General features: G+C 61.6%; 5 protein-coding genes. 4 read left to right on the forward strand and 1 reads right to left on the reverse strand.

Features of this window, described 5'->3' with window-relative positions; all coding sequences use genetic code 11:
- The first annotated feature begins 405 nt into the window (after positions 1-405).
- Both J3U88_RS04555 and J3U88_RS04560 read left to right on the forward strand, forming a co-directional pair.
- Complete coding sequence (locus J3U88_RS04555) at positions 406-1,608, forward strand: hypothetical protein (protein ID WP_207857127.1); 1,203 nt, start codon at positions 406-408, stop codon at positions 1,606-1,608.
- Between the two features lie 647 nt (positions 1,609-2,255).
- Positions 2,256-2,411: a hypothetical protein gene (locus J3U88_RS04560; RefSeq protein ID WP_207857129.1), complete on the forward strand. Its 156-nt coding sequence runs from the start codon at positions 2,256-2,258 to the stop codon at positions 2,409-2,411.
- Positions 2,412-2,538: 127 nt separating this feature from the next.
- On the opposite strand, the gene J3U88_RS04565 is transcribed toward J3U88_RS04560, so the two are convergent.
- Entirely contained in the window at positions 2,539-5,466 is a 2,928-nt protein-coding gene (locus tag J3U88_RS04565; protein WP_207857131.1) for a proprotein convertase P-domain-containing protein, read from the reverse strand.
- A 1,167-nt stretch (positions 5,467-6,633) separates the two neighbouring features.
- On the opposite strand from J3U88_RS04565, the gene J3U88_RS04570 reads away from it, so the two are divergent.
- Together J3U88_RS04570 and J3U88_RS04575 are read left to right on the forward strand one after the other, a co-directional pair.
- Entirely contained in the window at positions 6,634-8,130 is a 1,497-nt protein-coding gene (locus J3U88_RS04570) for a M28 family metallopeptidase (protein WP_207857133.1), read from the forward strand.
- A gap of 618 nt (positions 8,131-8,748) precedes the next feature.
- Positions 8,749-26,883 (forward strand): non-ribosomal peptide synthetase, encoded by an 18,135-nt coding sequence (locus J3U88_RS04575; protein WP_207857135.1) that lies wholly within the window; start codon positions 8,749-8,751, stop codon positions 26,881-26,883.
- The last annotated feature ends 26 nt before the right edge of the window (positions 26,884-26,909 follow it).

The following is a 26,909-nucleotide window of genomic DNA, read 5'->3' on the forward strand; positions in this document are numbered from 1 at the left end:
CCGTTTTTGCGTTGCGACAAAAAAAGCACCGACTCTTGTGCGAGCCGGTGCTGTTCAAGGGAAGATGGGTAGCGGTTGTGGGAGTGAGGATGGAGGCCGCTACCCGGACACCTGTGTTGAGGGTGCCTTTGCGTGTCGCCACGCTTCAAGCACCGCAAGGAGCACCGCTTTCCCCCACACCCGTGGTGGATGCGGGTTGCAGAAAGCAGTTGTTGTTGCCTGTCCTTGCAGGCGCATGCGGCGCCAAAAGGGGCCGCACTTTTTTTGCATCCCTTAACAAGCACGTTTTCAATCAAATACCGGTTCTTTTGTGCGTGGTGTCACTTTTTGACGATAGGGTCATTAAGCCCCGATTCGGCTTTTCAAGGATGAATGTTTTCAACACCCAAGGATGGGATGATGATTGTGACGCGTGCAGCCGTACAGCTTGGTAGCGGCCGTGAATATACCGAGCAATTTGAGCAACGTGAACGCCTGCGCTTCCGCGACGGGCAAACAGAAATTAACGCCGACCGCCTCGTCCAACGGGGGCGTCGCGAAAGCCAACGAAGCGCTTCTTTCACCGGTGTGGGGTTGACGCCCGACTCCCTTGATTTGAGTAACCTTGCGACGCAACAAATCGCCGCTAATCCCACCTCGATTTCCGTGGCGGGCGACAGCGACGAAACCCCCAAAATCACCGATCCCAAAGCTGATTTGGTCAAACAACTCTTGGAAAAGATCTTTAAGAAAAAGGTCGACCTCCCCGATGTCGAAGATTTTCTCAAGGAACCCGGCGGCGCGCCCGGTCAAGGTGCACCCGCCGCACCAGGCCAAGGCCGTGGACAAGGTGCCCAAGGGCAACCGGGATTTGGCTTGGAATACGACTTCTACCAACGTTATTCGGAAAGTGAACGCACCGATTTCGCCGCCTCCGGCGTGATTGAAACCGCCGACGGTCGGTCCATCAATTTTGATGTCGCCCTCAGCATGCAGCGCTCCTATGAAACCGAAACCTCGATTTCCATCCGTGCCGGCGCGCAACTCACCGATCCCCTGGTGCTCAACTTCAACGGCAACGCCGCGGAACTGAGCTCTGGTTCCTTCGAATTCGATCTCGACAGCGACGGCCAAGCCGAAGAAATGCGCTTTCTTTCCGGCGGTAGCGGTTTCCTGGCCATCGACCGCAACGGTGACGGCGCCATTAACGACGGCAGCGAGTTGTTCGGCACCAAGTCCGGCAATGGTTTCGCCGACTTAGCGGCCTACGACGAGGACGGCAACCAATTTATCGATGAGAACGACAGCGTTTACAGTAAGTTACGCATCTACAACAAGGACGCCGAAGGCAATGATCAAATCAGCACCTTGGCCGAAAAAGATGTGGGCGCCATTTACCTGGGCTACGAAGAAACCCCTTTTACGATCAAAGACGAAAACAACGAAACCTTGGCCCAAGTCCGTAGCAGCGGCGTGTTTCTTAAAGAAAGCGGCGGTGTCGGCACGGTTCAGCAAGTTGATCTGGCCACGCGCGCGCTAAACGCCACCGAAAACGCGGCCCAAGCCGAGGCGGAAACGTCCGCCGAACCCGATTTATCTTCCCTCGCCAACCTCGATGTGACCGCGTAACTACCTGATCCGTTTCGTGTGCCGGCTTCCTTGCGAATCCGTGCAACCTGTTGCGGTAGAAAAGGTAACTCGCGACGGTTCATTGCGGTTCCGGTTAGGTTAGGCCCCACCGCGGAACAACCTCACGGTCAATCACAGCGGCCCGACTTCGGTTTCAGCTTGGCCGAGTCGGGTCTTTTCACGTTTTTGACCACCCCTTCCAAAAGAAGGGACATCTCCTATTCGGACGATTCCTCTTCCCAGGATGGGTCGAGACTGAGCCCGCCCTGATCGGAAGCGGGGCTAGCCCGCATTTCTCACAAGGAATTCTGCTACGGGGCAACCCATGCGATTACGAGGGGGGGCCATCCGCATTACTCGGTCGAGCCGCCTTCGCCTCAGCTGCTGTGCCGAAAGGTCGGCCCCGCGAAAGGTCGGCCCCGCGAAAGGTCGGCCCCGCGAAAAGGTCGGCCCCGCGAAAGGTCGGCCCCGCGAAAGGTCGGACCCCGAAAGGTCGGACCCGCGAAAGGTCGGACCCCTGCGCCGTCTCTCGGTCGTCATTTTCGGACTCACAAGGCTTTCTGCTTCTCGCGACGAATCCTTGTGAGAAATGCGGGCTTAGTGCCCCGGCCGTGTCCTCGTGCTGAACGGGGGCCAGCGCGCCGAAGGTGTCATCAGCGGCTAGGCGCACGCGCAACGGGTCGATTGCCTGGTTCAGCGGGCCGCGGTTGATGAAGGGTTACGGGACCCAGGCCGCCAAATTCTTGTTGTACGTGACCCGTGAACTCTCGGCCAAATTGCTGGAACGCGCGGAGCAAGGATAAAGGATTGCCGGGGTTTTCAGCCTATGCCTCGCGGTTCCGGCAAGAAATACGGGCTAGCCCGATTCCAGAGCGCCCAAAAAAAAGGGCGGCTGAACAGCCGCCCTTTTGATTGACAGAGGTTGTTGTTTTAGAGGGGATCACTCGCGCAGCTATTGGAGCGCATGATCATGTCCAAAACGGTGTGGTAGGTGTCGCCGTCCAAGTCGGCCGGTGCGTAGTACTCGTCGGCGAACCAGTAGGGAATGATGCCTTCAAGACCCGGAGTCACCTCAATGGTTACCTGGGAAACGGCCTGACAGTTGTCGCCGTCCAGAGAAACCGTGAAGGTTGTGGTTTCGGTCAGGGTCGCCATCGGCGTTGCCGATGCGGCGTCGTCCAACAACTCAGGGTTGCTCCAACGGATCTCAGGCGATTCGCCCATGCCGTCGAAGGTGACACCCAATTGCAGCGGGAAGCCCGCGCAGATGGTGGTGACCGTAGCGGTGGCGGTGGCGGTGGCGGCACAGTTGGGACGGGTACAGATGTAGTCGCTGATGTCGTTGATGCCCCAGCTATTAAAGGTACCGGTGTCGAGGTTGGCGTTATCGGAAACCGTCAAGGTCCAGGTACCGTTGGGATCTTCACCCGCGAAACCGCTGAGGGGTTCCGCCGTGGGCAGATCGTCGCCGAAGGTCCCGATCAGGTCGTCCGCGGAAGAACCGGTACGGTTGTGCAAGGTGACGGTGGTGCCCGCGGGAGAGGTCAGGGTAACGATCAGGTCACCACGCCAGGTGTGCGTGATGTTGATGGCGACCTGCATGTTTTCGCTGACGCTGCCGGTTGCACCGGTTACATCAAACGTGGAAGTCAGGCCGGCGGCGGTGTCGTCGGGGATTGCGGTGTCAACGGTGGCGTTGCCGCCAAAGCCGACAGGCGTGCCGACGGTCACATCGTGGGTGATGGTGGTGGTCACCGCGCCGCGACCGCTGCCGTCGTCGAAGGTGACTTCCATGGACAATTGGAAGCCTGAACCACAGGTGTAGGAATCGTCCAGGGTAACGGTGAGGCTGCTGGTTGCCTGGCCGGTCGCGCCGGTGGCCATGTCGGGGAAGGTGAGGTTGGGTTCTGCAATCACAACACCGGGTGCTTGCGTTGAAACAACCGCGCTGATTTGAGATGCATCGGCGGTACCGCCGTTCACCATGCTCAGATCGAAGGTCAGGGTTTCGCCTGGATCGGGGACGCCGTTTTCACCGGTGCCGTCGCTGATGGCCCAGGTGCTATCGGTCATTTGCGCACGGGCGATTTCCAGAATACCGTGATGAAGGAAGGCGTCGAAGAACGCCTGGCCGTGAGGACCGTCGGGATGCAAGCGGTTGGCGGTTTGTACCGTGGCGTTGGCCAAGTCGCGCATTTTGGGACCGGCCGCAAGACCGAAGTGTGCTTCCAGCACGATGCGGTCCACTTCCTCGCGTGGCACGTTGTGGTTTTGAACCAAGTTCAGAAACGCTTGGAACAAGGGGGTCGCCCACAGGTGGTCGGAATAGGTGCCGCCGACTTCACGGTGCGCGGGGTAGGTCAAGCTGTGATCGTAGCGCGCGTCCATGTCGTTCATGATGCGGCCGCCCCAGCAGCTGTTGTGACCGTCCCAGGTGAACACCCAGTTGGGGTTAAAGGTAGGACCGTTGGGGGTGGCGTAGCTGTAGGAGCCGGCCCAGTAGTCACCGAAACCTTCACCCATGCCGCCGGTGTCACCACCGCTCCAGTTGTTTGAGTTGATGCCGAAGTGAATCGCGTGGCCGTACTCGTGGAGAATAACGTCCGCGTCTTCGTTATCGTCGACACAACCGTGGCCGAAGCTCAGCGTGTTGGTGCCGGGTGAGAAACTGGAGTTGTCCTGGCCGCTCCAACCGTTGGCGTCAACGGGGATGGACAGTTCTTGGATGCCGTTGTCACCGGTGAAACCCAGTGATTGCATGTAGCGTTGGCTTTGGTCCAGGTGGAAGTAGGTCATGGCGTCGTTGAACGCCACGTTGCCGCGGCGGAAGTCCCAGTTGCCGTCGGTCGTGGTTGAAGGCGCAACGTTGGGTGCTTCAACGTCGACGATTTGAACATAGGGACCGACCAAGCTGTAGGTGCCCGCGTTATTGGTTAAGTCGAGCAGGTTGCGTTGCATGTAGGCCGCGTCAAATGCGGCCGCGTCGGTCGTGTCTTCCAGGGTGGCGTTGTTCAGGGTGGTGCGTGGGTCCGGGTCGAAAACCATCGCGGTACCGTTGGTGTCGCCTTTGGCAACCGGCGTGGTCAGGTTGGCTTTATAAGCCGCCTGGGCGAAGTAGGTTTTGAACGCGGTTTGGCGGTGCTCAACGGGACCGTCGTACTCGGGTAATTCGGTTTCGTAGTGGTTCCGCGTGATGCGTTCTTCCTCAAACGAAACAATTTTGCCTGAGACCGCGTCGATCACATGGGCCCAGTAGCCGTTGGGCGCTTCGACGGCCAACAGGGTTTTGTAAACCAATTGGAAATCTTGCTCGACCGGGACAAACACCTTTTCGATTTGGGGTGCCTGCATCAGCGGACCATGGACCTTCAGGTGGCTCCAGGCGATGTCGTAAGCGTCGTTTTCGTTGAGGATAACGCTGGGCGCTTTTTGGTTGGTTTTCACGGGGTAAGTATTGTTGTAAACGCGGTAGATGTCACCGCTGGTGCGGTCGATGGAAACCACGATTTGGGCGCCCTCGACCACAATGCCGTCCAGAATTTGTTGGAAGCGGTAATGGCGACCGGTCAAACTGTTTTGAATTTGAACCAGTTCGAGGTTGTCGAGGGTTTCGGGCAAGCTGAACTTTTTGGCGTTCATGGCGAGGTACAAACGGGCTTTATCCGTTTCGTCCTTCATGGGACCGGCGTTGAAAACGGGGTTAAAGATGACTTTAGCCGCTTGGCGATGATCCTGGTGGAACTGGTTCTGGGTTTTTGCGGCGGTATGGTCGCCGGCAAGAGCGATTGAGACTGAGAAAAAAGCGAAAAGCAGACAGTAGATCCAACGAGACGCCATCGGTTTTTGCAGATAAACCAAGAGGGGTCCTCCTCACAATTCGATAATGATGTGCGCCTATAACCCTAATTTCCAAATAAGCATAGGAACCCCTACCGGGCCGCGGGGGCAGCAGCGGAGACCGGTTCTCGCGGGCACCTGTATTCCGAACAGGTTACGGCAAGAGAATGGGTTTAGCTCATCGGCACCCCTAATAATGTCCGCTGGTAAACGGCAGAACCTTTTGGTTCGGGGGTATTGATAGATAGAGCGGTAATGTATGAAGCCGGGAAATTTTTGTCTAAGGTAATAAGCGATCTCTCTGGGAATATACCATTTGGTAATTGAGATCACCGAAGGGCGGTAATCTGGTGCTACATTCCATAAGATTGCGCGATTGTACGGCAAACTCTAGGGAAATGTCAAAGGATGATTAGGTATTTGTAAAATCGGGGTAAAGCAGTTAAGGTCTTACAAGGGTGGGGGAGTCGGCCTTTGGCGTTTTCGAGACCTTGGCTTTTTACGAGATGTGGTTGGTTTTCAGGTTCTCTTGGCGTCTATCGGACAGTTTTTACGTGCAAACCCTGGTCTGATTGGTTTTGAGGCGAGGTGAAACAGACCTTGGTTGTTTTGTTAATAGCTGAATTTATATGCTTTATCCGTGTGTTGTGTTTTTCAGATGAATTCTTGGGTAAACCATCTCAGCCGAAATTAAGACTTGGCCGATTCGTGCTTGCCGCGCAACAGCATTTTCGCGAGGCTGTTGGTTCTTATCGGCCCGGCGCGACTCGATCACTTAATCGCGGGTTCTTGGAAAAAAAGGGGTTCTGGTGACGCTATTCATCCTAAAGGGCTGTTTGGCACGGTTTTGCCTTTTCGTTCCATTTTTTCCTTACTGCCTGGGCTGGGTCGCTTCGCCCGCGCAAATTTTAAGGTGGTGTGAGAAGGTTTAACAAAAGAATGTAAAAAATCCGGGCCTGTTGGTCCCACGAGCGGTTTTACCGCTTCGTTGGTTAGGGAAAATTCGCGGGTGCGATTGTCTGCGTAGTTGCGTTTTTTTCAGGTGTTTGGGGGAGTTCTTGGCCAGGCTTTTTGTCGGGCTCCAGAGAGATTGACAACGCTTCGAACCGGAATCGGTCGATGCATATAGAATGATGTAGCTGATTTGCTCGGGATCCTTTTGGGTCCCGGCATTTATGGAGAGGTACCATGGAAGAAAGAAAAAAAAATAACCGGAATCTCACGATGCGTGCCGCTTTGCTCGTGCGCTTGGTGCTGGTTGCCGCTTTGTGCAGCTTTTTTGCGCTCGCACAGCAACCCGCGCGTTTTTATGCGCAAATTGATATCGACGGTATCGGGCCGGCGTCCTTGGACCGCCTTAAAGCCAACCCAGGTTTTGCTTGGTGGGTTGAGATGGACCAGATCCTGGTTGTTCTGGCTGAAGCGCCGGTTCTCGCCAATCTGGGCAAGCAACAGAAGGTCACCGTTTTGCGGGATATTCCGGTTAAACCCGAGCAGTTGTCCGTCTTGCGTTTTGATCACTTTCGCGATGTAGGTGCGCTTGATGCCTACGTTTTGGGACGCGGTGGTCGTTTCGCCTTGCTGCAATTGCGCAGTACCCCACCCAAAACCCACCACGACGGTGAACACAAACATCCGCTTTATTTCGATGCTTTTCAGCCGAACCGCGTCTTGGCGGCCCAAAGTGCCAACCGTGTCGGGGCGCGCAAACGCGCCGTTGATCCAGCCATCCAAGCTTTGGTGAATCAAGTGGATGGGGATCGTTGGTTGGCTGATGTGACCACCCTGGCCGGCTGGAACCGCCACTCCTTTGGAACGGAAATCGACGATGCCCGCGATTGGTTGGTCGCTCAGTTCTCACAAATTGACGGCCTGACCGTGAGCACCGAAGATTTTGACCTGAGTGGCACGACCTTGCAAAACGTGGTCGCCCGGATTGACGGCACCACCACGCCGGATCGCTGGTACGTCATCGGTGCCCACTACGACAGTACCTCGAACAACACCTCGGCCGCCGCGCCAGGTGCCGAGGACAATGCCTCGGGTACAGCCGGTGTGTTGGAAATGGCGCGTGTCCTCGCCGCGATGGAACCCGAGTCCACCATTATTTTTATGTGTTACTCCGGCGAAGAACAAGGCCTGCACGGTAGCCAATCCCACGTAAACCGCCTCATTAGCGATAACGATTTGGATAAGGTGCAGATTGTGCTGACCATGGACATGATCGGTTACACCAACGACAACGATTTGGACGTCCTTTTGGAAACGGAGCAACGGGTGAGCTGGTTGGTTAACCTGCTGGAAACCGCCGCGTTCGACTATACCGATTTGCGTTCCGTGGTCAGCTACAACCCCTTTGGCTCCGACCACATTCCTTACCTCAATGCCGGTTTGGACTCGCTGCTGGTGATCGAAAACGACTACACATCCTATCCGTCTTACCACCGCACCACGGACACGATCCAGAACGTAAACCTGGCCATGGGTCGTGAATCGCTCAAGATGAATGTGGCCGTGATGGCCGACCAAATCGGTTTTCCTCGCACGCGAATCCCGGCGTGGCAACCCTGGTTGATTCGCTGGCGTGCTTCGCCGGATGCATCGGCGCCGGATCAAGTGGTTGACCGCATTATCAACGTGCTTGACTTCGTTTCGATGGTCAACGATTTGAATACCGCGCGCTAAGCGTTGCCATGGATTTGCTGAAAAGGTCGGGGTTTGCGCCTCGGCCTTTTTTAGTTCGGGCTGAAAAAGCGCGGCGGCAGGAAGGTCACCTGTTCGTCGTTGGGGGAACAGCAGACACCGCGCGAGGTATTTTTGCGCGATGAAGGATAACTTTTTAACAGCGTTGGGGAAACCGGTGAATTCATCTCCGTCAATGGGTGGGCGTGTAATTGAACCAAGGTTCAATTTTTCAAGGCCGCAATCCCAGGAACCCACTTTCTCGCAATAAAGTTGCGGACAAAAAGCCGGATCATCGCCTAAAATAACACCATTATTTCGATTGATTCGATCACTAGCCCACCCATCTCATCAAGATGTTTTGGAAAAGTGGGTTTGGCTGGAAATGCTATTCCTATCGACAGGCGACCCGCCGCGAATGCAGCTCGGGATACCCATCCCGATTGGCTCCCGCTCCGCGCGCACCGCTTGGCCCACCGTTCTGGTTTCCCTGTTTCCACGGGCGTTCCTTTGACGTGGTTGCGCCAACAACCGCCGCAACTGTCCGGGTTCCACCTGATTTCGATAGTGACGCTTTCCGGTTGAGATCCGACGGTGACGGGGTTTTTGGAGGAAAACGGTATGCATGGTTCTCAGTTTTTGGCTGAATTGGCGGAGCTTGGCGTCAAACTGGCCGTGGTAGACGGCCAACTCAAGATCAAAGCGCCCAAAGGGGTGTTGACGGCCGAGCTTAAACAACGGTTGGCCGCGGCCAAATCGGACATTCTCGATGCGCTCAGCACCCGCGCCGGCCGTGGCGATTCCACCCGCCTACCGCAAATCGTGCCCGACCCGGACCGGCGTTTCGAGCCTTTTCCGCTGACCGACATCCAGCAAGCTTATTGGATTGGTAGCCAGTCAGATTTCGACATGGGCAACGTCGATATTCATATCTACACGGAAATCGACGCCCAAGATCTGGATTTGCCCGGCTTGCAGCGCGCGTTAAACCAAACCATCGCGCGTCACGACATGTTGCGCGCCGTCGTCGAGAAAAACGGCGAACAGCGCATCCTCGCCGAGGTTCCCGAATACGTGATCGTCCTGACCGATCTCAGCGGCCACGCCGCCGAGCAACAGCAGGTGCAACTCGCCGCCACGCGGGAGCACATGTCCCACGGTCACCGCGACCATGCTGTTTGGCCGGGATTTGAGGTGACCGCCACCAAGCTGGATGCGCGACGCACCCGCTTGCATTGTTCCTTCGACCTGCTGCACATCGACGGCGGCAGCTTGCAATTGATGTTCAGTGATTTGGCCGCGTTTTACCGCGATCCCGCGCTGGAATTAACCCCTTTTACGCTCAGCTACCGCGACTACGTGCTTGCTGAGCAGGCTTTGCAAGAAACCGAGATGTACCGGGAATCGCTGGATTACTGGCGCCGCCGCGTCGCCGATTTGCCCGCCGCGCCCCAGCTCACCTTGAAACGGGAGCTTGCCGCCGGTGAAAAACCGCGTTTTAACCACGGCAGTGCCGTGCTGGAAGCGGAACACTGGTCCGCCATCAAAGCCCAGATCCGCCGCCGCGGCTTTTCGCCGCCCGCGGTGCTCTTGACCGCCTTTGCCGAGGCGCTGTCGGCCTGGTCTGCCGAGGCCGACCTCACCGTCAACGTCACCATGTTTAACCGCCTGCCCATGCACCCGCGCATCAACGACATCCTCGGCGACTTTACCTCGATGGTGCTGCTCGGCATGCGCCACGAACAGAAAGACCCTTTCGCCGAGCGGGTGCGCCGCGTGCAGGAAACCCTTTGGTCCGCCTTCGAACATCGCCACGTAAGCGGTGTGCAGGTTTTGCGCGAACTGGCGCGCGTGCGCGGCAGCCGTTCCGGCGCCCTCATGCCCGTGGTGTTCACCAGTTTCCTCAACCTCGACGACGGCAGTTCTTCCGCGCCTTCCAGCGCGTTGCGCGAACTGGGCGACATCGTGTTTTCCATCAGCCAAACCCCTCAGGTTTGGCTTGATCACCAGGTGATTGAAGACGGCGGCAACCTGCTGCTCAGTTATGATTCGGTGGAACAGATCTTCCCGCCCGACATGATCGCGCAACTTTTTGCCGGCTACCGGCGCCTGCTCACCCAACTGGCACGTGGCGAAACCTGGGATCGTCCCCCGCGCGACTTGATCGATCCCGCCCAATTGGAGCAACGTCGCCTGATCAACCAAACCGAGGCGCCCATTCCCGAGGCGACCCTATACGACCTGTTCTGCGACAGCGCCGCCGCCTTGCCAGGCCAACCCGCCGTCGTGACCGAAAGTTTCCGCCTGACCTATGGGGAACTGCAACGCCGTGCCAACCGCCTCGGCCACTGGCTGCAAAAACACGGTACCGCGCCCGACCACCTGGTCGCCGTGGTGATGGACAAAGGCTGGGAACAAATCCTCGCTGTGCTCGGCATCCACGCCGCCGGCGGTGCCTACGTGCCCATCGATCCTGAATTGCCGCCCGAACGCTTGCAACACCTGTTGCGGGACGGCAACATCCGCGTGGTGCTGACCCAGCGCAAATTGGAAGCGCGGCTCGAATGGCCCCACGGTTTGATCTTGCTCGCGCTCGACAGCGAACGGGAAACCGCGGCTCTGCCGGAAAGCTGTGAGCAGCGACCGCCCGGCGCCGCCGGACCGCGCCACCTCGCCTACGTGCTGTACACCTCGGGTTCGACCGGGGTCCCCAAGGGCGTGATGATCGAACACCGCGCCGTTGTCAACCGCATGGGCGACATCATCGAACGCTTCGACATCGACCGCCGCGACCGCCTGCTCAGCGTGACCGCCTTGCACCACGACCTTTCCGTTTTTGACGTTTTCGGGGTGCTCTCCGCCGGCGCCACCCTGATCCTGCCCCGCGCCAACCTGCGCCTGGATCCGGCCCACTGGTGCACCTGGCTTCTCCGCGAACGGGTTACCCTTTGGAATTCGGTACCCACCTTCCTCAATATGTTGGTTTCCCACCTCGAAGGTTTGCCCGAGGACGCGCCCCGTCCCGACAGCCTGCGCTGGGCCATCCTCGCCGGCGACTGGATCCCGCTTGATTTGCCCGCCCGCCTGCGCGACCAAGTCGGTGCCTTGCGCTTCATTGCCTCCGGCGGCCCCACCGAAACCACCATTTGGGATATTTGGAACGAGGTCGACCAGGTCGATCCCGACTGGAAAAGCATCCCCTACGGCCAACCCCTGCGCAACGCGCGTTACCACATTCTCGACGCCGCCGGCCGACCCTGCCCCAACTGGGTACCCGGCGAAATGTGCATTGGCGGCGCCGGGCTTGCGCGCGGTTATTGGCGCAACGAGGAAGCCTCGCGCGCCTTCTACGAGGACCCCCTCACCGGCGAACGTTATTACCGCTCCGGCGACCTCGGTCGCTGGTTACCCAACGGCCAAATTGAAATCCTCGGCCGCAAGGATTTTCAGGTCAAAATCCGCGGCATGCGTATTGAACTGGGCGAAATCGAAAGTGCGATTCGCAAACACGCCCAGGTACGCGAGGTTGTGGTTGTGCAAGTCGGTGAACGTTTTGGCGACAGCCTCCTGGTTGCCTACCTCGTCGGCGAGACCGAGGGGGAACCCGACCTGGAAGCGCTGCGCAACTTCCTCGCCGACCGCCTGCCGCCGTACATGGTCCCCGCCGCCGTGGTCCACCTGGACACCCTGCCGCTAGGCCGCACCGGCAAGGTCGACCGCGCCGCCTTACCTTCACCGGACCGCGCCGTCGGCAAAGGGCCCGTTGCCGCCTTCGTCGCCCCGCGCAACGAGATGGAAGAACGCGTCGCCCAAATTTGGCGCAACGCCCTTGATCTGGAAGAACTCAGCGTTGAAGCCAACCTCATTGATCTCGGTGTCAACTCACTGACCGCGCTCCAGGTCAACGGCCTGCTCCAGGAAACCTTTGGCGTGGCCCTGCCGCTGCGTCTGCTGCTGGAAGCGCCGACCGTGGCCGGCTTGGCCCACGCCATCCACGAAATGGAACGCGAGGCCGGCGCCGCTTTCCAATACCCGACCATCACCCCCGACCCTGCCGCGCGCCACGAACCCTTTCCACTCAACCCCATCCAGCAGGCCTATTGGATGGGCCGCCTCGATACCTTCGAACTGGGTAACGTCGCCGCCCAGTACTACCTCGAATTTGAAATCCTCAACGCCGACCTGGAACGGGTCAACCGCGCCTGGCGCAAGGTGATCGACCGTCACGACATGTTGCGGGTCATCATCCACGCCGACGGCAACCAACAGATTTTGGCCCAGGTTCCCCCCTACGAGGTGGAACTGGCCGACATGCGCGCTTGGCCCGAGGCCGATCAAACCCGTGAACGCGACGCCTTGCGCCAACGCATGGCTCACCAGGTCATGGCCACCGATCAATGGCCGCTGTTCGAGTTCCGCGCCACCCGCATCGACGACCAGGTGCGGTTCCACTTCTCGCTCGATCTGCTCATCGCCGACGCCTGGAGCGCCCAAATCCTGTTCGACGATTTCCGCCGTTTCATGGAAGACCCCCATCTGGAACCCGAACCGCTGGAACTGAGTTTCCGCGATTACCTGCTCGCCGACGCCGCCCTTGCCGACAGCGCCCCGCTCCAGGCCGCGCGCGCTTATTGGCGTGACCGCCTCGACAGCTTGCCGCCCGCGCCCTCGCTGCCGCTGGTCATGAACCCCGCCGACCTGGACAAACCGCGTTTTGTGCGCCGCGTGCATCGCATTGAAGGCGAGCGATGGTCGCGCATCAAAGCCCACGCCACCGAGGCCGGCTTCACACCGAGCGGTTTGCTGCTTACCGTGTTCGGTGAGGTCTTGGCGCGGTTCGGCCGCCAACAGGCGTTGACCCTCAACGCGACCACCTTCCGCCGTTTGCCGCTGCACTCCGAGGTGCAGGCCATCGTCGGTGATTTCACCTCGCTGACCCTACTCGCCATTGACTGCCGCACCGACCTCAGCCTTGTCGAACGTGCCCAGGCCGTTCAGGAACAACTCTGGTCCGACCTGGACCACCGCGCCGTGAGCGGCATCGAGGTGTTGCGTGACCTGGCCCGACGTCAGGGTCGCAAGCCGGGGGCCTTGATGCCCGTGGTGTTCACCAGTTTGTTGACCCGCTACGAGGGTGAGCAAAGCGAAGGCGACGGGGAACAGGCCGATTACCAGGAAGTTTTCGCCTTGTCCCAAACGCCTCAGGTTCAACTCGATCACCAGGTCGTCGAGCGCGGTGACGCACTGGTACTGAACTGGGACGCCGTTGAGGATTTGTTCCCGGCCGGATTGCTCGACAGCATGTTCGCCCTGTACACCGGTTATTTGGAAGTTTTGGCCGTGAACAAGGGTTTGTGGCAGGAACGCAGCGGCTTGGACGCCGCGCTCGCCGCCTCCGACGATCCCCGTTTTACCGCCTTCCGCCAAGCCTTGTTGCCGCTCAAGGCCGCCAACCAAACCGCCGGCCTCACGAGCAACGCCACCTTGCTCGATCTCTTTGAACGTCAGGCCGATGCCGCTCCCGACCGACCCGCGATTTTGGCCGGTGAACGCGCGCTTAGCTACGCGGATGTCACCGCGCAATCGCGTCGGATCGGGCATTGGTTACTGGCGCAAGCCGTGCAAACCGGGGAGCGGGTTGCCGTCATTTTGGAAAAAAGCGCCGCACAATTGACGGCTGCCATGGGTGCCTTGCAGGCCGGCGCCGCCTACCTACCGATTGATCCCGAATGGCCGAAAGAACGCCGCGACCACATCCTGGTCCAATCCGAGGTGCGTTTCATTTTGACCGACCAACGGCAGCAGGATCATCAGGATTTCAGTGGTTACGAGGTGCTCGCCGTTGACAGCGCCGAACCCAACAAGTACGCCACCACGCCGATCAACCGTTCGACGCGGCCCGATGATTTGGCCTACGTGATTTTCACCTCCGGTTCGACCGGCTTGCCCAAGGGCGTCGCCATCGAACACCGCGGCGCCGTGAATACCATCCTCGACATCAATCGCCGTTGGCAAGTCGGCCCCGCCGACCGTGTCTTCGGCCTGTCCGCGCTGACCTTTGACCTTTCCGTGTACGACCTGTTCGGTGCACTCGCCGCCGGCGCCGCCGTGGTGGTGCCGGAACCCTGGGCCGCGCGCGATCCCGGCCGTTGGCTCGAATTGATGAACCGCCACCAGGTCAGTATTTGGAACTCTGTTCCCGCCTTGATGGAACTGCTGTGCGAATACAGCGACAATCTGCCCGGCACCGACGCGGGCGATTGGCCCGCGAGCCTGCGTTTGGCGATGTTGTCTGGTGATTGGTTGCCCTTGTCCATTGCCGACCGCGTGCGCGACCGTGTGCCAAGCTGTCGCGTCGTCAGTCTCGGCGGCGCCACCGAGGCCTCGATTTGGTCGATCTTCTACGAAATCGACCGCGTCGACCCCGCCTGGAAAAGCATTCCCTACGGCAAACCCTTGGCCAACCAAAGCTTTTACGTGCTCAACAGCCGTATGGAACTCTGCCCACCCCATGTGCCGGGCGAACTGTATATCGGCGGCCTGGGTCTGGCGCGCGCGTATTTGGGTGACAAAGACAAAACCAAAGCCGCTTTCGTGCGTTACGAGGGTGTAAAAAACGACGCCGGCCCCGAACCCGGCGAGCGGCTCTACCGCACCGGTGATTGGGGTGTTTACCGCACCGACGGGATCATCGATTTCCTCGGCCGCGAGGATACCCAGGTGAAGGTGCAGGGTTACCGCATCGAACTGGGCGAGATCGAAACCGTGCTGGCGCGCGCCGCGGGCGTGGCAAGCGCCGTCGCCCTTGCCGTGGGTCCGCCCCAAGGACAGCGTCGTCTGGCCGCCTTTGTGGTACCCGCCGAGGGTGCCGAACTGCAACCCGAGGCGCTCAAGCAACACGCTGCCGCGCACCTGGCGCCCTACATGGTGCCGCCCCACATCCAATTGATCGACAACCTTCCCTTGACCGCCAACGGCAAGGTTGACCGCGGTCGCTTAGCTGAGCAGGCCGAGCACGGCGGCGGCGCCGGCGACCTGCTCACCGCGCGCACCCCGCTGGAAGCCGAGTTGGCCGAACTCTGGGGCGAACTGCTGGAGAAAGAGACCGTCGCCGTCGATCAAACCCTGTTCGATTTGGGCGGTAACTCACTGATCGCCATCCGCCTCCTCGCCCTGTTGCAGGAACGCTTTGGGGTTGAGGTCGGCTTGCAAGCCTTGTTCGCCGCGCCGACCGTGGCCGGTTTAGCCGCCGTCATTGGGCAGCTCAAGGCCGACCAGGGCGAAACCGGCGCCGCCGGGGCCGACCTGTCGCAACTGCAACTGGTCCATCAACCCGAACAGCGCTATGAAGCCTTTCCGCTCAGCGACATCCAACAGGCCTACCTACTCGGTCGCATGTCGCAGTTGGAATTGGGCAACGTCGCCGCCCATGCCTACTTCGAGATCGAGGTGGCCCACGGCGATCCACACCGCATCGTTTCGGCCTGGAAACGGCTGATCGACCGGCACGACATGTTGCGCGCCGTGTTCAGCGAGGACGGCACCCAGCGCGTTCTGGAAACCGTGCCCGAATACGAAATCCCCGTCATCGACCTCAGCGACCATTCCGACATCGCCCGCGAGGCGACTTTGCAAAATCTGCGCGACGAACTCTCGCACCAGGTGCTGCCCGCCGACACGTGGCCGCTGTTCGACCTGCGTATCACCACCTTTGCCGACGGCCGCATGCGCATCCACATTAGTTTCGACCTGCTCGCCGCCGACGCTTGGTCCTCGCAGATTTTGTTCCTGGAACTCTGGACCTTGGCCGAACACCCGCAAACCGTGCTGCCGCCCCTGACCACCACCTTCCGCGATTACATGCAGGCCCTCGAAACGTTGCCGCAAACCGCCGTCTATGCCCGTGACCGCCGCTACTGGCAACAGCGGCTTGAAAACTTGGGCCCGGCGCCGGCGTTGCCCCTGGTCGTCGATCCCTCCACCATCGACCAGCCCACCTTCCAACGTCGCGCCGCCCGCCTCGACCGCGCCGTCTGGTCCCGCATCAAGGAACGCGCCTCCCGCGCCGGCATCACCCCGTCCGGTTTGTGTCTGGCCGTTTATGCCGAGGTGCTGGCCTGCTGGAGTACCACGCCGCGCTTCACCCTCAACGTCACCACCTTTAACCGCTTCCCGATTCACGAGGAAATCCAAGCCCTCGTCGGCGATTTCACCTCGTTGTCGTTGCTCGCCGTGGAACCGCAACGCGGCGATTTCGAAATGCGCTGTCGCGCCGTGCAGGAGCAATTGTGGCGGGACCTCGACCACCGCACCTATTCCGGCGTGCAGGTCATGCGCGATTGGGCGCGCCTGCTCGGCCGCGCGCCAGGCGCCTTGCTGCCCGTGGTCTTTACCAGTCGCTTGTTCTCCGCCGGCGGCCCGCTGGGCGAACGCGATGAAGAACAAGCCGTACCCGGCGGTGAAGTCGTCTTTAGTGTTTCGCAAACCCCGCAGGTCTGGCTCGACATGCAGGTCGGCGAGGAAGGCGGCGACCTGACCTGGACCTGGGACGCCGTCGAGGCCTTGTTCCCCGACCAATTGCTCGACGCCATGTTCGCCGCCTACGCGTCGATCCTCAACCGGCTAGGTGAAGATGAGAGCTGGTGGCACGCCGCCACCATGGATCTGGTCCCCGCCGAGGTCGCCAAGGAGGTCGCGCGGGTCAACGCCACCCACGCCGACTTCGCCCGCGGCGATCTCTACAGCCTGTTCGCCGAGGTCGCGCAACGACAACCCACCGCCCCCGCCGTCCTTAGCGAACGACGCAGCCTGACTTACCGCGACCTCCAACAAGAAGCCAATGCCTTGTGTTTGCAACTGCGCGAGCGTGGTGTCAAACCCGGGGACAACGTGGCCGTGGTCATGGAAAAAGGGTGGCGCCAAGCGGTGGCGACCCTGGCGATCCTGCAAAATGGCGCGGCCTATGTGCCGATTGACCCAAGTTGGCCCAAGGCGCGCGTTGCCATGATTCTGGAGGACTGCGGCGCCACCGTTGTATTGACCCAACCCCAATGGCTCGAGGCCGCCGCCGCTTTACCCGCCGAACACCACCTGGTCGTGGAAGAACCGCGCGGCTTGCGCGACGACGCCGTCACCGCCGCCGCCGTCGACGAACACGATTTGGCCTACATCATCTTTACCTCGGGTACCACCGGCCGCCCCAAGGGCGTCGCCATCGAACACCGCGCCGTCGTCAACACCCTGCAGGACATGCGCGCTCGGTTCGACATGCGCGCGGACGACCGCGTCTTCGGGCTCTCCGCGCTGACCTTTGACCTCTCGGTTTACGATTTCTTCGGCACCTGGCTGGCAGGCGCGGCCGTGGTTTTGCCCGAGGAGCAGGAACGCCGCGAGCCGCGCGCCTGGTCCCGCCTCTGCAAGCACTACGACGTCACCATTTGGAACTCCGTGCCCCAGCTTTTGGAAATGTTGCTGGAACATGCCGGCGACGACGTCGACGAGCTCCCGGCCGGGCTGCGCCTCGCCCTGCTTTCCGGTGACTGGCTGCCCACCGACATCGGCTCGCGCTTACAACAGCGCGTGCCCGCCGCCAAGGTGATCAGCCTCGGCGGGGCTACCGAGGCCGCGATTTGGTCGATTCTCTACCCACTGGAAGAAGGCTTCGAAGGTTGGAACAGCGTGCCCTACGGCCGACCCATGGCCAACCAAACCATGCACGTGTTGGACGACGACCTGCGCGAACGTCCGCCTTGGGTCACCGGCGAACTCTACATTGGCGGCGTCGGCCTGGCGCGCGCGTACACCGCCGACCTTGAAAAAACCGCCGCCTCTTTCGTCACCCATCCCCGCACCGGTGTGCGGCTTTACCGGACCGGCGACCTTGGTCGCCGTCGTCCCGGCGGCCTGATCGAATTCCTCGGGCGCCGCGATTTCCAAGTCAAAATCGGCGGTTTCCGCATTGAGTTGGGCGAGGTTGAGGCCGCGCTGGCCAAAGCCCCGGGCGTCGGCGCCGTCGTTGTTGAAGCCGTCGGCGACCCCCGAGGCAACCGCCGCCTCGTCGGTTACCTCGTCGCCGCCGACCCCGAACAAACCCCGGACCACGACGTTGTCGGCGCCTTCCTCACCGACTACCTGCCGCCCTACATGATCCCCGCCGTGCTCGTCGACCTCGACAGCCTGCCGCTCACCGCCAACGGCAAACTCGACCGCAAGGCGCTGCCCGTGCCCGAGGCGCTGCAACAGGATGATGCCGCCCTGAAACGGCCGCGCACCCCCGTCGAAAAACAACTGGCCGCGATTTGGTGCGAACTGCTCGGTCTCGAACGGGTCAGTGTCGACGACGGTTTGTTCGCGCTCGGTGGGAACTCATTGATCGCCATTCGCATGGTCGCCATGATGCAGGAGCAACTCAACGTCAACCTGGAACTGCGTCATCTCTTCGAAACGCCCACTATCGGCGAATTGGCCGCCACCGTCGCCCGTCTGCGGCTTGAAGGCGCCGACGAGGAACACGCGCCCGAAGAACTCAAGCTGGAAACCGATCCCGCCGGCCGCTTCGAACCCTTTCCCCTCAACGAGGTCCAGCAAGCCTATTGGTTGGGACGCCGCCAAGGCCTGGAACTGGGCGGGGTGGCCGCGCATAGCTACACCGAACTCGAATCGGAAACCCTGGATCCCGAACGGATTCAAGCCGTGTGGCGCCGGTTGATTGAACGCCACGACATGTTGCGTGCCGTCATTGCCGAAACCGGCGAGCAACGGGTGCTCGACCCCGCCGAACTGCCGCTGTTCACCATTCCGGTCAACGATTTGAGCAACAGCAGCGAAAGCGAACGCACCGCCGCGCTCAAAGCGGTCCGCGACCAAATGTCGCACCAGGTGCTCGACACCACGACTTGGCCCTTGTTCGAGATTCGCATCTCAAGGCTTTCCCCGCAAAAGATTCGCATTCACTACAGCTTCGATCTGCTCATCTCCGACGCCTGGTCCTCGCAACTACTCATCCTCGAATTCGCCTACCTCTACGCCAAACCCGACGCCGAGATGCCGCCCTTGGCCGTGACCTTCCGCGACTATACCCTCGCCATGGAGAACAAGGCCTTTAGTAGCCGCTACCGGCGCGACCGCACCTACTGGCGCCGTCGCCTTGAAACCCTGCCGCCCGCGCCCGAGTTACCCTTGGAAAAGGACCCGGCCACCCTGACCACGCCGACCTTTGTGCGCCGTTTCGGCCATCTCAACCGCGACGATTGGCAGGCCTTGCAACAGCAGGCCACCCGTCTCGGCATCACGCCCTCCGGTTTGCTGATGGCCGCTTACGCCGAGGCGCTGTCGACCTGGAGCCGTCAGCCGCACTTCTGCCTCAACGTCACCACCTTCAACCGCATGCCGCTGCACGCCGACATCAACAACGTGGTCGGTGATTTCACCTCCTTGACCCTGCTTGAGGTCGATACCTCGCCCGCCGGCGGCGAGTCCTTCGCCCAGCGCGCACGCGGTGTGCAGGAACAGCTTTGGGCCGACCTCGACCACCGTACCTACAGCGGTGTTGAGGTCATCCGCGACCTCGGCCGCGTGCGTGGTCAGGCGCCCGGCGCCTTGATGCCCGTGGTTTTTACCAGCCGTTTGTTCCGCGATCCCAGTGTTGCCAAGGAATCCGGTGCCGACGATTTCCCCTACGGCGAAGTCGTTTACAGCGTCTCGCAAACGCCCCAGGTTTGGCTCGACGCGCAGGTCCAGGAAGAGGACGGCGTCCTGAAGTGGAGCTGGGACGTGGTCGAGGATTTGTTCCCCGCCAAAATGATCGACCGCCTCTTCGACGCCCACACCAGCTTGCTCGAACGCCTTGCCCGCGAAGCGTTGGTCTGGCAGGACAAAGCCTTGTCCTTGTGCCCGCGCGTCGACACCGCCGTTTACCACGAGACCAACCGCACCGACCACGATTTCGGCGCCGTTGCCGTGTTAACCATGGACCAACTTGTCGGCCGCACCGTCACCGCCAAACCCAAACGCCCGGCCCTGATCACGCCGACGCGGACCCTGACGTACGCCGAACTTTGGCAGGCCGCCGGGTCCATGGCCCACAAGCTACTGACCTACGCGCCGCAACCCAACCAACTCGTCGCCGTGCTCTTGCCCAAAGACTGGCAGCAAGCCGTCGCCGTGCTCGCCGTGCAGCGTTGCGGTGCCGCCTACCTTCCGATTAACCCCGAATGGCCCCACGAACGGCGCGACAAAATCCTCGATCAGGCCGGGGTGACCCTGGTCCTCGCCGACCAAGACGCCGCCGCCATGGCTTTGCCCGAGGGGGTCACCCTGCACCAGGTCGGCGACGCCGATTTTGCCGGGACCGGTGACAACTTGCCCGACTACGCCACCGACTGCGACGACCTCGCCTACGTCATATTCACCTCGGGATCGACCGGCACCCCCAAGGGCGTCGCCATCGAACACCGCGGCGCCGTCAACACCTTACTCGACATCAACCGCCGCTACGGGATCACCCCCGACGACCGCGTTCTCGCCCTGTCGAACCTGACCTTCGACCTTTCCGTCTACGACCTGTTCGGGATTTGGGCCGCCGGCGGCGCCACCGTGCTTCCGCCCGCCGAGGCCTACCGCGATCCCTTGGTTTGGTCCGAGCTGGGGCACCAACACGAAATCACCTTGTGGAATTCCGTGCCCGCCCTGCTCGACATGATGTTGACCTTCGCCGAAACCCATCCCGGCGCCGTGCCCGCCACCTTACGCCTGGCCATGCTCTCGGGTGACTGGTTGCCCGTCGACATCGCCGACCGATTACAAGCCGCGCGACCCAGCGCCGCCACCGTCAGCATGGGCGGTGCCACCGAGGCCTCGATTTGGTCGATTTACTTCCCCGTCCCCACGCCGACCCCGGATTGGGCTTCCGTTCCCTATGGCAAACCCCTCGCCAACCAAACCTTCCACGTGCTCGACAGCCACATGCGCGCGCGCCCGTTCTTCGTGCCGGGCGAGTTGTACATCGGCGGCGTCGGCCTGGCCCGCGAATACTACCGTGACGAGGAACGCACCGCCGCCTCCTTTGTGATCGACCCGCACAGCGGCGCACGCCTCTACCGTACCGGCGACATGGGGCGTTACCTGCCCGACGGCAACATCGAATTCCTCGGCCGTGAGGACAACCAGGTCAAGGTGCAGGGTTTCCGCATCGAGCTGGGCGAAATCGAAGCCGCCCTCGCCCGTTACCCGCGCATCAACGCCGCCGTCGCCGCCGCGCCTTACCTGTCGGCCGGTTCCAAGGCGCGCCGCCTCGTTGCCTACATCGTGCCCCAGGACGGCGATCCCATCGATCAGGATCACCTGCGCGGCTTCCTCGCCGAGCTGATCCCCGACTACATGATCCCGGCCACCTATATCGAACTGGACAGCATCCCGCTGACCGCCAACGGCAAAGTCGACCGCGGTGCCTTACCCGATCCCGGCGCCGCCGTGGATGCCGAACTCTCCGCGCCGCGCACCCCGACCGAGGAACGGCTGTGCGGTATTTGGGCCGACCTGCTCGGTGTAGACAAGGTCGGCATCGACGACAACCTCTTTGACTTGGGCGGAACCTCCGTCGTCGCCATCCAACTGCTCAACGCCATTCGCGAGCACTTCGCCATGGAACTGTCCATGCGCACCCTGTTCGAGAACCTGACCGTGCGCACCTTGGCGCTGGCCATGTCGCGCGCGCGGGCGACCGGTGAGGCCAAGCTGGTCAGCGAGTTGCCCACGCTCCGCGCCGACCTGGCGAACCGCTACGAACCCTTCCCGCTCAACGACATCCAACAGGCCTACTGGGTCGGACGGATGGGTGCCTTCGGCATGGGTGAGGTCTCCGCGCACTACTACGTTGAGGTGGAATCCGACCGACTGAACCTCGAGGGTTTTGTCTTCGCCCTGCGCGCCATGATCCAACGCCACGACGCCTTGCGCCTGGTCTTTAACAGCGAAGGGTTCCAGCGCATCCTCGACCCCGCCAAACTCGATCCATACCAGGTGGTTGTCGACGATCTGCGCAACGAAAGCGAAGCCGAACGCGACCGCGTCCTGATGGCGACCCGCGCGCGCATGAGCCACCACGTGTTGCCACCCGAGGTGTGGCCGCTCTTCGAGGTCAAGGCCAGTCGCCTCAGCGACAGCCGTTACCGCCTGCACCTGTCCTTCGACCTGCTGCTCGCCGACGCCTGGAGTTTCCAACTCCTCTTCGGTGAAATGACCGAACTGGCACGCGACCCGCAAAAACAACTGGCACCGCTCGAGATCAGCTTCCGCGATTACGTCGTCGCCGAGCAGAAAATGCGTGAAACCGACCGCTACCAACGTTCGGAAAGCTACTGGCGCGACCGCATTCAAACCCTGCCCATGGCGCCCGACCTGCCCCTGCGCCGCAACGCCGATGTGGGCAAGGCGCACTTTAACCGTTACGACGGCGTCGTGCCCGCCGAGCAATGGCAGGCCTTGCAAGATACCGCCGCCGCCCTCGGGGTGACCCCGACCGGCATGTTGATGGCCGCTTTCTCCGAGGTGCTCGCCGCCTGGAGCCGCGACCCGCGCTTTACCCTGAACGTCACCATGTTCAACCGCATGCCGCTGCACCCGCAGGTCAACATGCTGCTGGGCGACTTCACCTCGATGACCCTGGTCGCCGTCGACACCACCCCCAGCCAAGAGGACGATTGCTTCGCGCTGCGGGCGCGGGCGACCCAGGAACGCATTTGGACCGACCTCGACCACGGCGACTACGGCGGGGTGCGCGTCCTGCGCGACCTGCAGCGGGCGCGGGGCCGTGCCGGCGCCGTCGCCATGCCCATCGTGTTTACCAGCCGCCTGTTTAAGATCCGCGGCTTTCAGGGTGGGGGAGAGGACCACATCGGCGATATCGTCTACAGCATTTCGCAAACCCCGCAGGTGTGGATCGACCACCAGCTCACCGAACGCGACGGCGCCCTTTGTTACAACTGGGACGTCATCGACCAAATCTTTCCGCCAGGGCTAATTGACGATATGTTTGCCGCCTACCATGGGTTGCTTACCGACCTGGCGCAACACCCGGAACGCTGGCACGAACCCGTACCCGACCTGGTCCCCGTTAAGGAACACGCGATATTCCACCGGCTCAACCAGCGCGCCTTAGGTGATCCTGCCGCCTCGGCCAACCTCGTCGGCGACCTGTTCCAACGCCTGCTCGAGGACGTCGGCCAACCCGCGATCACCGTTGACGGTCGCGACGGCGTTGTCAGCCTCAACCGCCGCGACTTCATCCAACGGGTGGACGCCGTGCGGGCCGTGTTGGTCGAACGCAAGATCGGCCCCGGTTCCCATGTGGCGCTGATGGTGCAATCGCCGCTCGCCGCCGTGGTTTCCCTGATGGGTGCTTTTGCCGCCGGCGCCACCGTCGCCCTCATTGACGCCGCCTTCCCCGCCGCGCGCCGCCGCGAGTATTTGGAACGCGCCGAACCCGGCCTGATCCTGGGCGAGATTCAAACCGAGGCCTTGTGCCGCGAAAGCGCGGAAACTACACCGCTGCTGCTGGTTGATTGGATCGCCCCAAGCACCAGCCCCGTCGACGCCGCCGCGGTGGGGTCCTGGCCCTCGCAAACGGCCGGGTTGATGGTGCTGCAAACCGCGGGCGACGGGCAAATCGTGGCCGTGCCGCTGCCGCAAAACACCCTGGCGCAGTCCTTTGTCAGCCTGCCCGAGGCCGCCGCCGTGAGTGGCGGCGCCGTGTTGGCCACCGTACCCACCGCGCAATCCCGCTGTGCCGTTCACGTACTTTGGACCCTGAGCAACGGCGGCGAACTGGTGCTGCCTCGGCAGGACCGGCTCCAGGATGCCGACTATCTGTTCCCGCTGACGGCTCGGGTTGGGGTGGATACCGTGATCGGCGAAGCCGCCGTGGTCGAACGCTTGTTAAACGAAGCTACCGCTCGCGACAACTCTTTGCCCAAAAACTGGATGTTTGACGGTGAGGCGCCAAGCATCGAACTGTGGCAACGCCTCTACCAACAGGCCGCGGGAACCCGAGTCTTCTATTTGGCCGGCGCCGTTGAAACCGGTTTCTGGTCCCATTGCTTCGACCGTGCCGAGCTGAATCCCGAGTGTGCCGTGGTTCCCTACGGCCGCCCGCTTGCCGGCCGGCAAATGCTCGTGCTCGACAAACAAGGCCGCATCCGACCTACCTGGGTGCCAGGTGACTTGTACATGGGCGGCGCCGCCATTGCTTCCGGGTACCATGGCGACGAACAACGCAGCAAACGCTTTTTCATGGAAGTGCCCGATCCCTTCGGGAAAGGGCCCGTCGAGGATCGCCCCCGCCTGCGCCTGTTCCGCACCGGCCTGGTCGTGCGGCGCCTGCCTTCCGGCGATCTGGAGTACATCGACCGTGACGACTCACCCGTTAGCGTGCCGACCGGCAGCTTCCGTTACCACGAAACCGAGGCCATTCTGCGCGCCTACCCCGGCGTGGTCGAGGCCGTCTGCGCCGCGCTGCCGCCACGCGACGCCGTACCCGGCGATGTGCGCAAACGCCTCGTCGCCTACGTTGTCGGCAAACAAAACCAAACGCCGGCCATGCCCCCGCAAGGACCGCCGGACGGCGGCGCCCGTGACGGTGCGATGCCGCGCATGCCCGATCCCGAGGCGCTGTACAAAACCCTGTCATTCGAGCCCGTCTTCACCCCGCTCGAACGCCTGCAATTCAAAATGGAACGGCGCGGTCTGCGATCCGACCGCGGCGACCGCGACGGCGTCGCCCTCAACCCGCCCGCCCAGGACGAAAGCGAACGCGCCAAGTGGATTCACCGCACCAGCCGTCGCCGTTTCCTCGCCGACCAACCCGTCGCCCTGACCGACCTCTCGCACCTGCTGGAACTGCTGCGCGCGCTGCAACCGGACGGCGTCGCCCTGCCCAAGTACCGTTACCCCTCCGGCGGCGGTTTGTACCCCGTGCAAACCTACGTCGCTGTCGCCCCGAACCGCGTGCAAGGTTTGGCGGCGGGGCTTTACTACTACCACCCGTTTGAGCACCACCTCTCGCTGCTCGACAACCGTCCCGTGCCCACCACCATCCACGCCCCGGAGAATCGGCCCATCGCCGACCCGGCCGCCTTTACCTTATTGATGGTGGGTAACCTGGAGGCCGTCTCGCCGCTCTACCCCGAAATGGGTCGCGACTTCTGCGTGCTGGAAGCCGGCTACATGAGCCAACTGCTGATGGAGCACACCCCGCCCGCCATCGGTCTGTGTCCACTGGGCGGTTTGGCCTTCGGCGAGATTCGCGACCGCTTCGCCCTCGCCGACAGCGACGATTTGGTTCACGTCCTCGTCGGCGGTTCCGTCGCGCCCGCTGCCGACAACCTGCGCGAGGCCTTTTTGCGCGAACAGCTCGACAGCAAGGATTTCAACCAAATGACCGAACGCAAAGCCGTGGTTACCACGGCGCCGCAACCTGGCCAAAGCGGCGGCGACGGCGATCACTGGGCGTTGGTCCGGCCACCGCAACCTGACTGGCACGAGCAGGCACTTTTCGATCCCGTCGGCCGGCTCCAGTTCAAGCTGGAAAAACGCGCCGTTCGCAACGACGAAACCTTGGCGCAGCACACCGTGCTACAACGCCTCCCGGTGGAGGAGCTGGAGCCGGCTTGGGCCAAGCGGCGTAGTTACCGCCATTTCCTCGCCGAGCCCGTGCCAATGGAACGCTTCGCCGCCTTGCTCGCCTGCCTGCGTTCCCTGCAACCGGAAGGCACGCCCTTGCCGAAGTACCGTTATCCGTCCGGTGGTGGTTTGTACCCCGTGCAAACCTACCTTCACGTCAAAAAGGACGGGGTGGTCGGTCTTGACGCCGGTACCTATTATTTCGACCCCGTCGCTTGCCGTTTGTGCCTGCTTCACGCCGGCGCCGACATCGAAACCGAACGCCACGGTTTGCCCAACCGACCCATCGCCGACGAGGCCGTCTTCACCCTTTGCCTGGTGGGTAAGTTCGCTGCCGTCGCACCGCTGTATCCCGGCCTCGCCCGTGACTTCTGCCTGCTGGAAGCCGGTTACATGGCGCAACTGCTGTGCGAAACCGCGACCGACCTGGAACTGGGCCTGACGCCGCTGGGCGGCCTCGACTTCGTCCCGGTTCGACCGTTGTTCGATCTGGACGACGATGCCGACCTGGTCCACGTGCTGGTGGGCGGCGCGGTTTCGCCGATGGTCACCACCATCCGCGAGGCCATGGACGAGGGCACGCAAAAGCCGCCCGAGGCCAAGGTCGACGCCCACGGTCTGCGCCACTACCTGTCGGACCGCTTGCCGGAACCCTTGGTTCCTACCCGCTACGTCTTGCTGGACAGCCTGCCCAAGGACGACAACGGCCGCGTTGATCGTGCCGCCTTACCGGATCCCGATGCGATGCGCGAGGAAGCCGTCTTCGAGGAACCGGCCAACGAACACGAGCAACGCATCGCCTCGATTTGGCAAAGCGTGCTCGGTTTGGAGGCGGTCGATGTGGCCCGCAACTTCTTCGAGATGGGCGGCACCTCGGTGCAAATGGTCCAACTCCAAGGCCGCTTGCAGGAGCAATTCGAGCGCAACGTGCCCCTGACCGAACTGTTCGAATACCCCACCATCCGCACCCAGGCCAAATATTTCAGCGCCGAAACCCAAACCCTCGACCTGGACGAAACCAAACGTCAGGCCGACCAACGCAAAGCCGCCCGCAAGCGCCGCAACCGCCGCGAACGTTAGGTTTTTCCTAAGGGGAGGGTCCGAGC

The sequence above is a fragment of the Acanthopleuribacter pedis genome (genome assembly GCF_017377855.1).
Classification (GTDB): domain Bacteria; phylum Acidobacteriota; class Holophagae; order Acanthopleuribacterales; family Acanthopleuribacteraceae; genus Acanthopleuribacter; species Acanthopleuribacter pedis.

Bases quoted from the DNA above. Each gene is read 5' to 3' on its own strand.
- J3U88_RS04570 (WP_207857133.1), top strand. From the start codon at position 6,634: ATGGAAGAAAGAAAAAAAAATAACCGGAATCTCACGATGCGTGCCGCT.
- J3U88_RS04575 (WP_207857135.1), top strand. From the start codon at position 8,749: ATGCATGGTTCTCAGTTTTTGGCTGAATTGGCGGAGCTTGGCGTCAAA.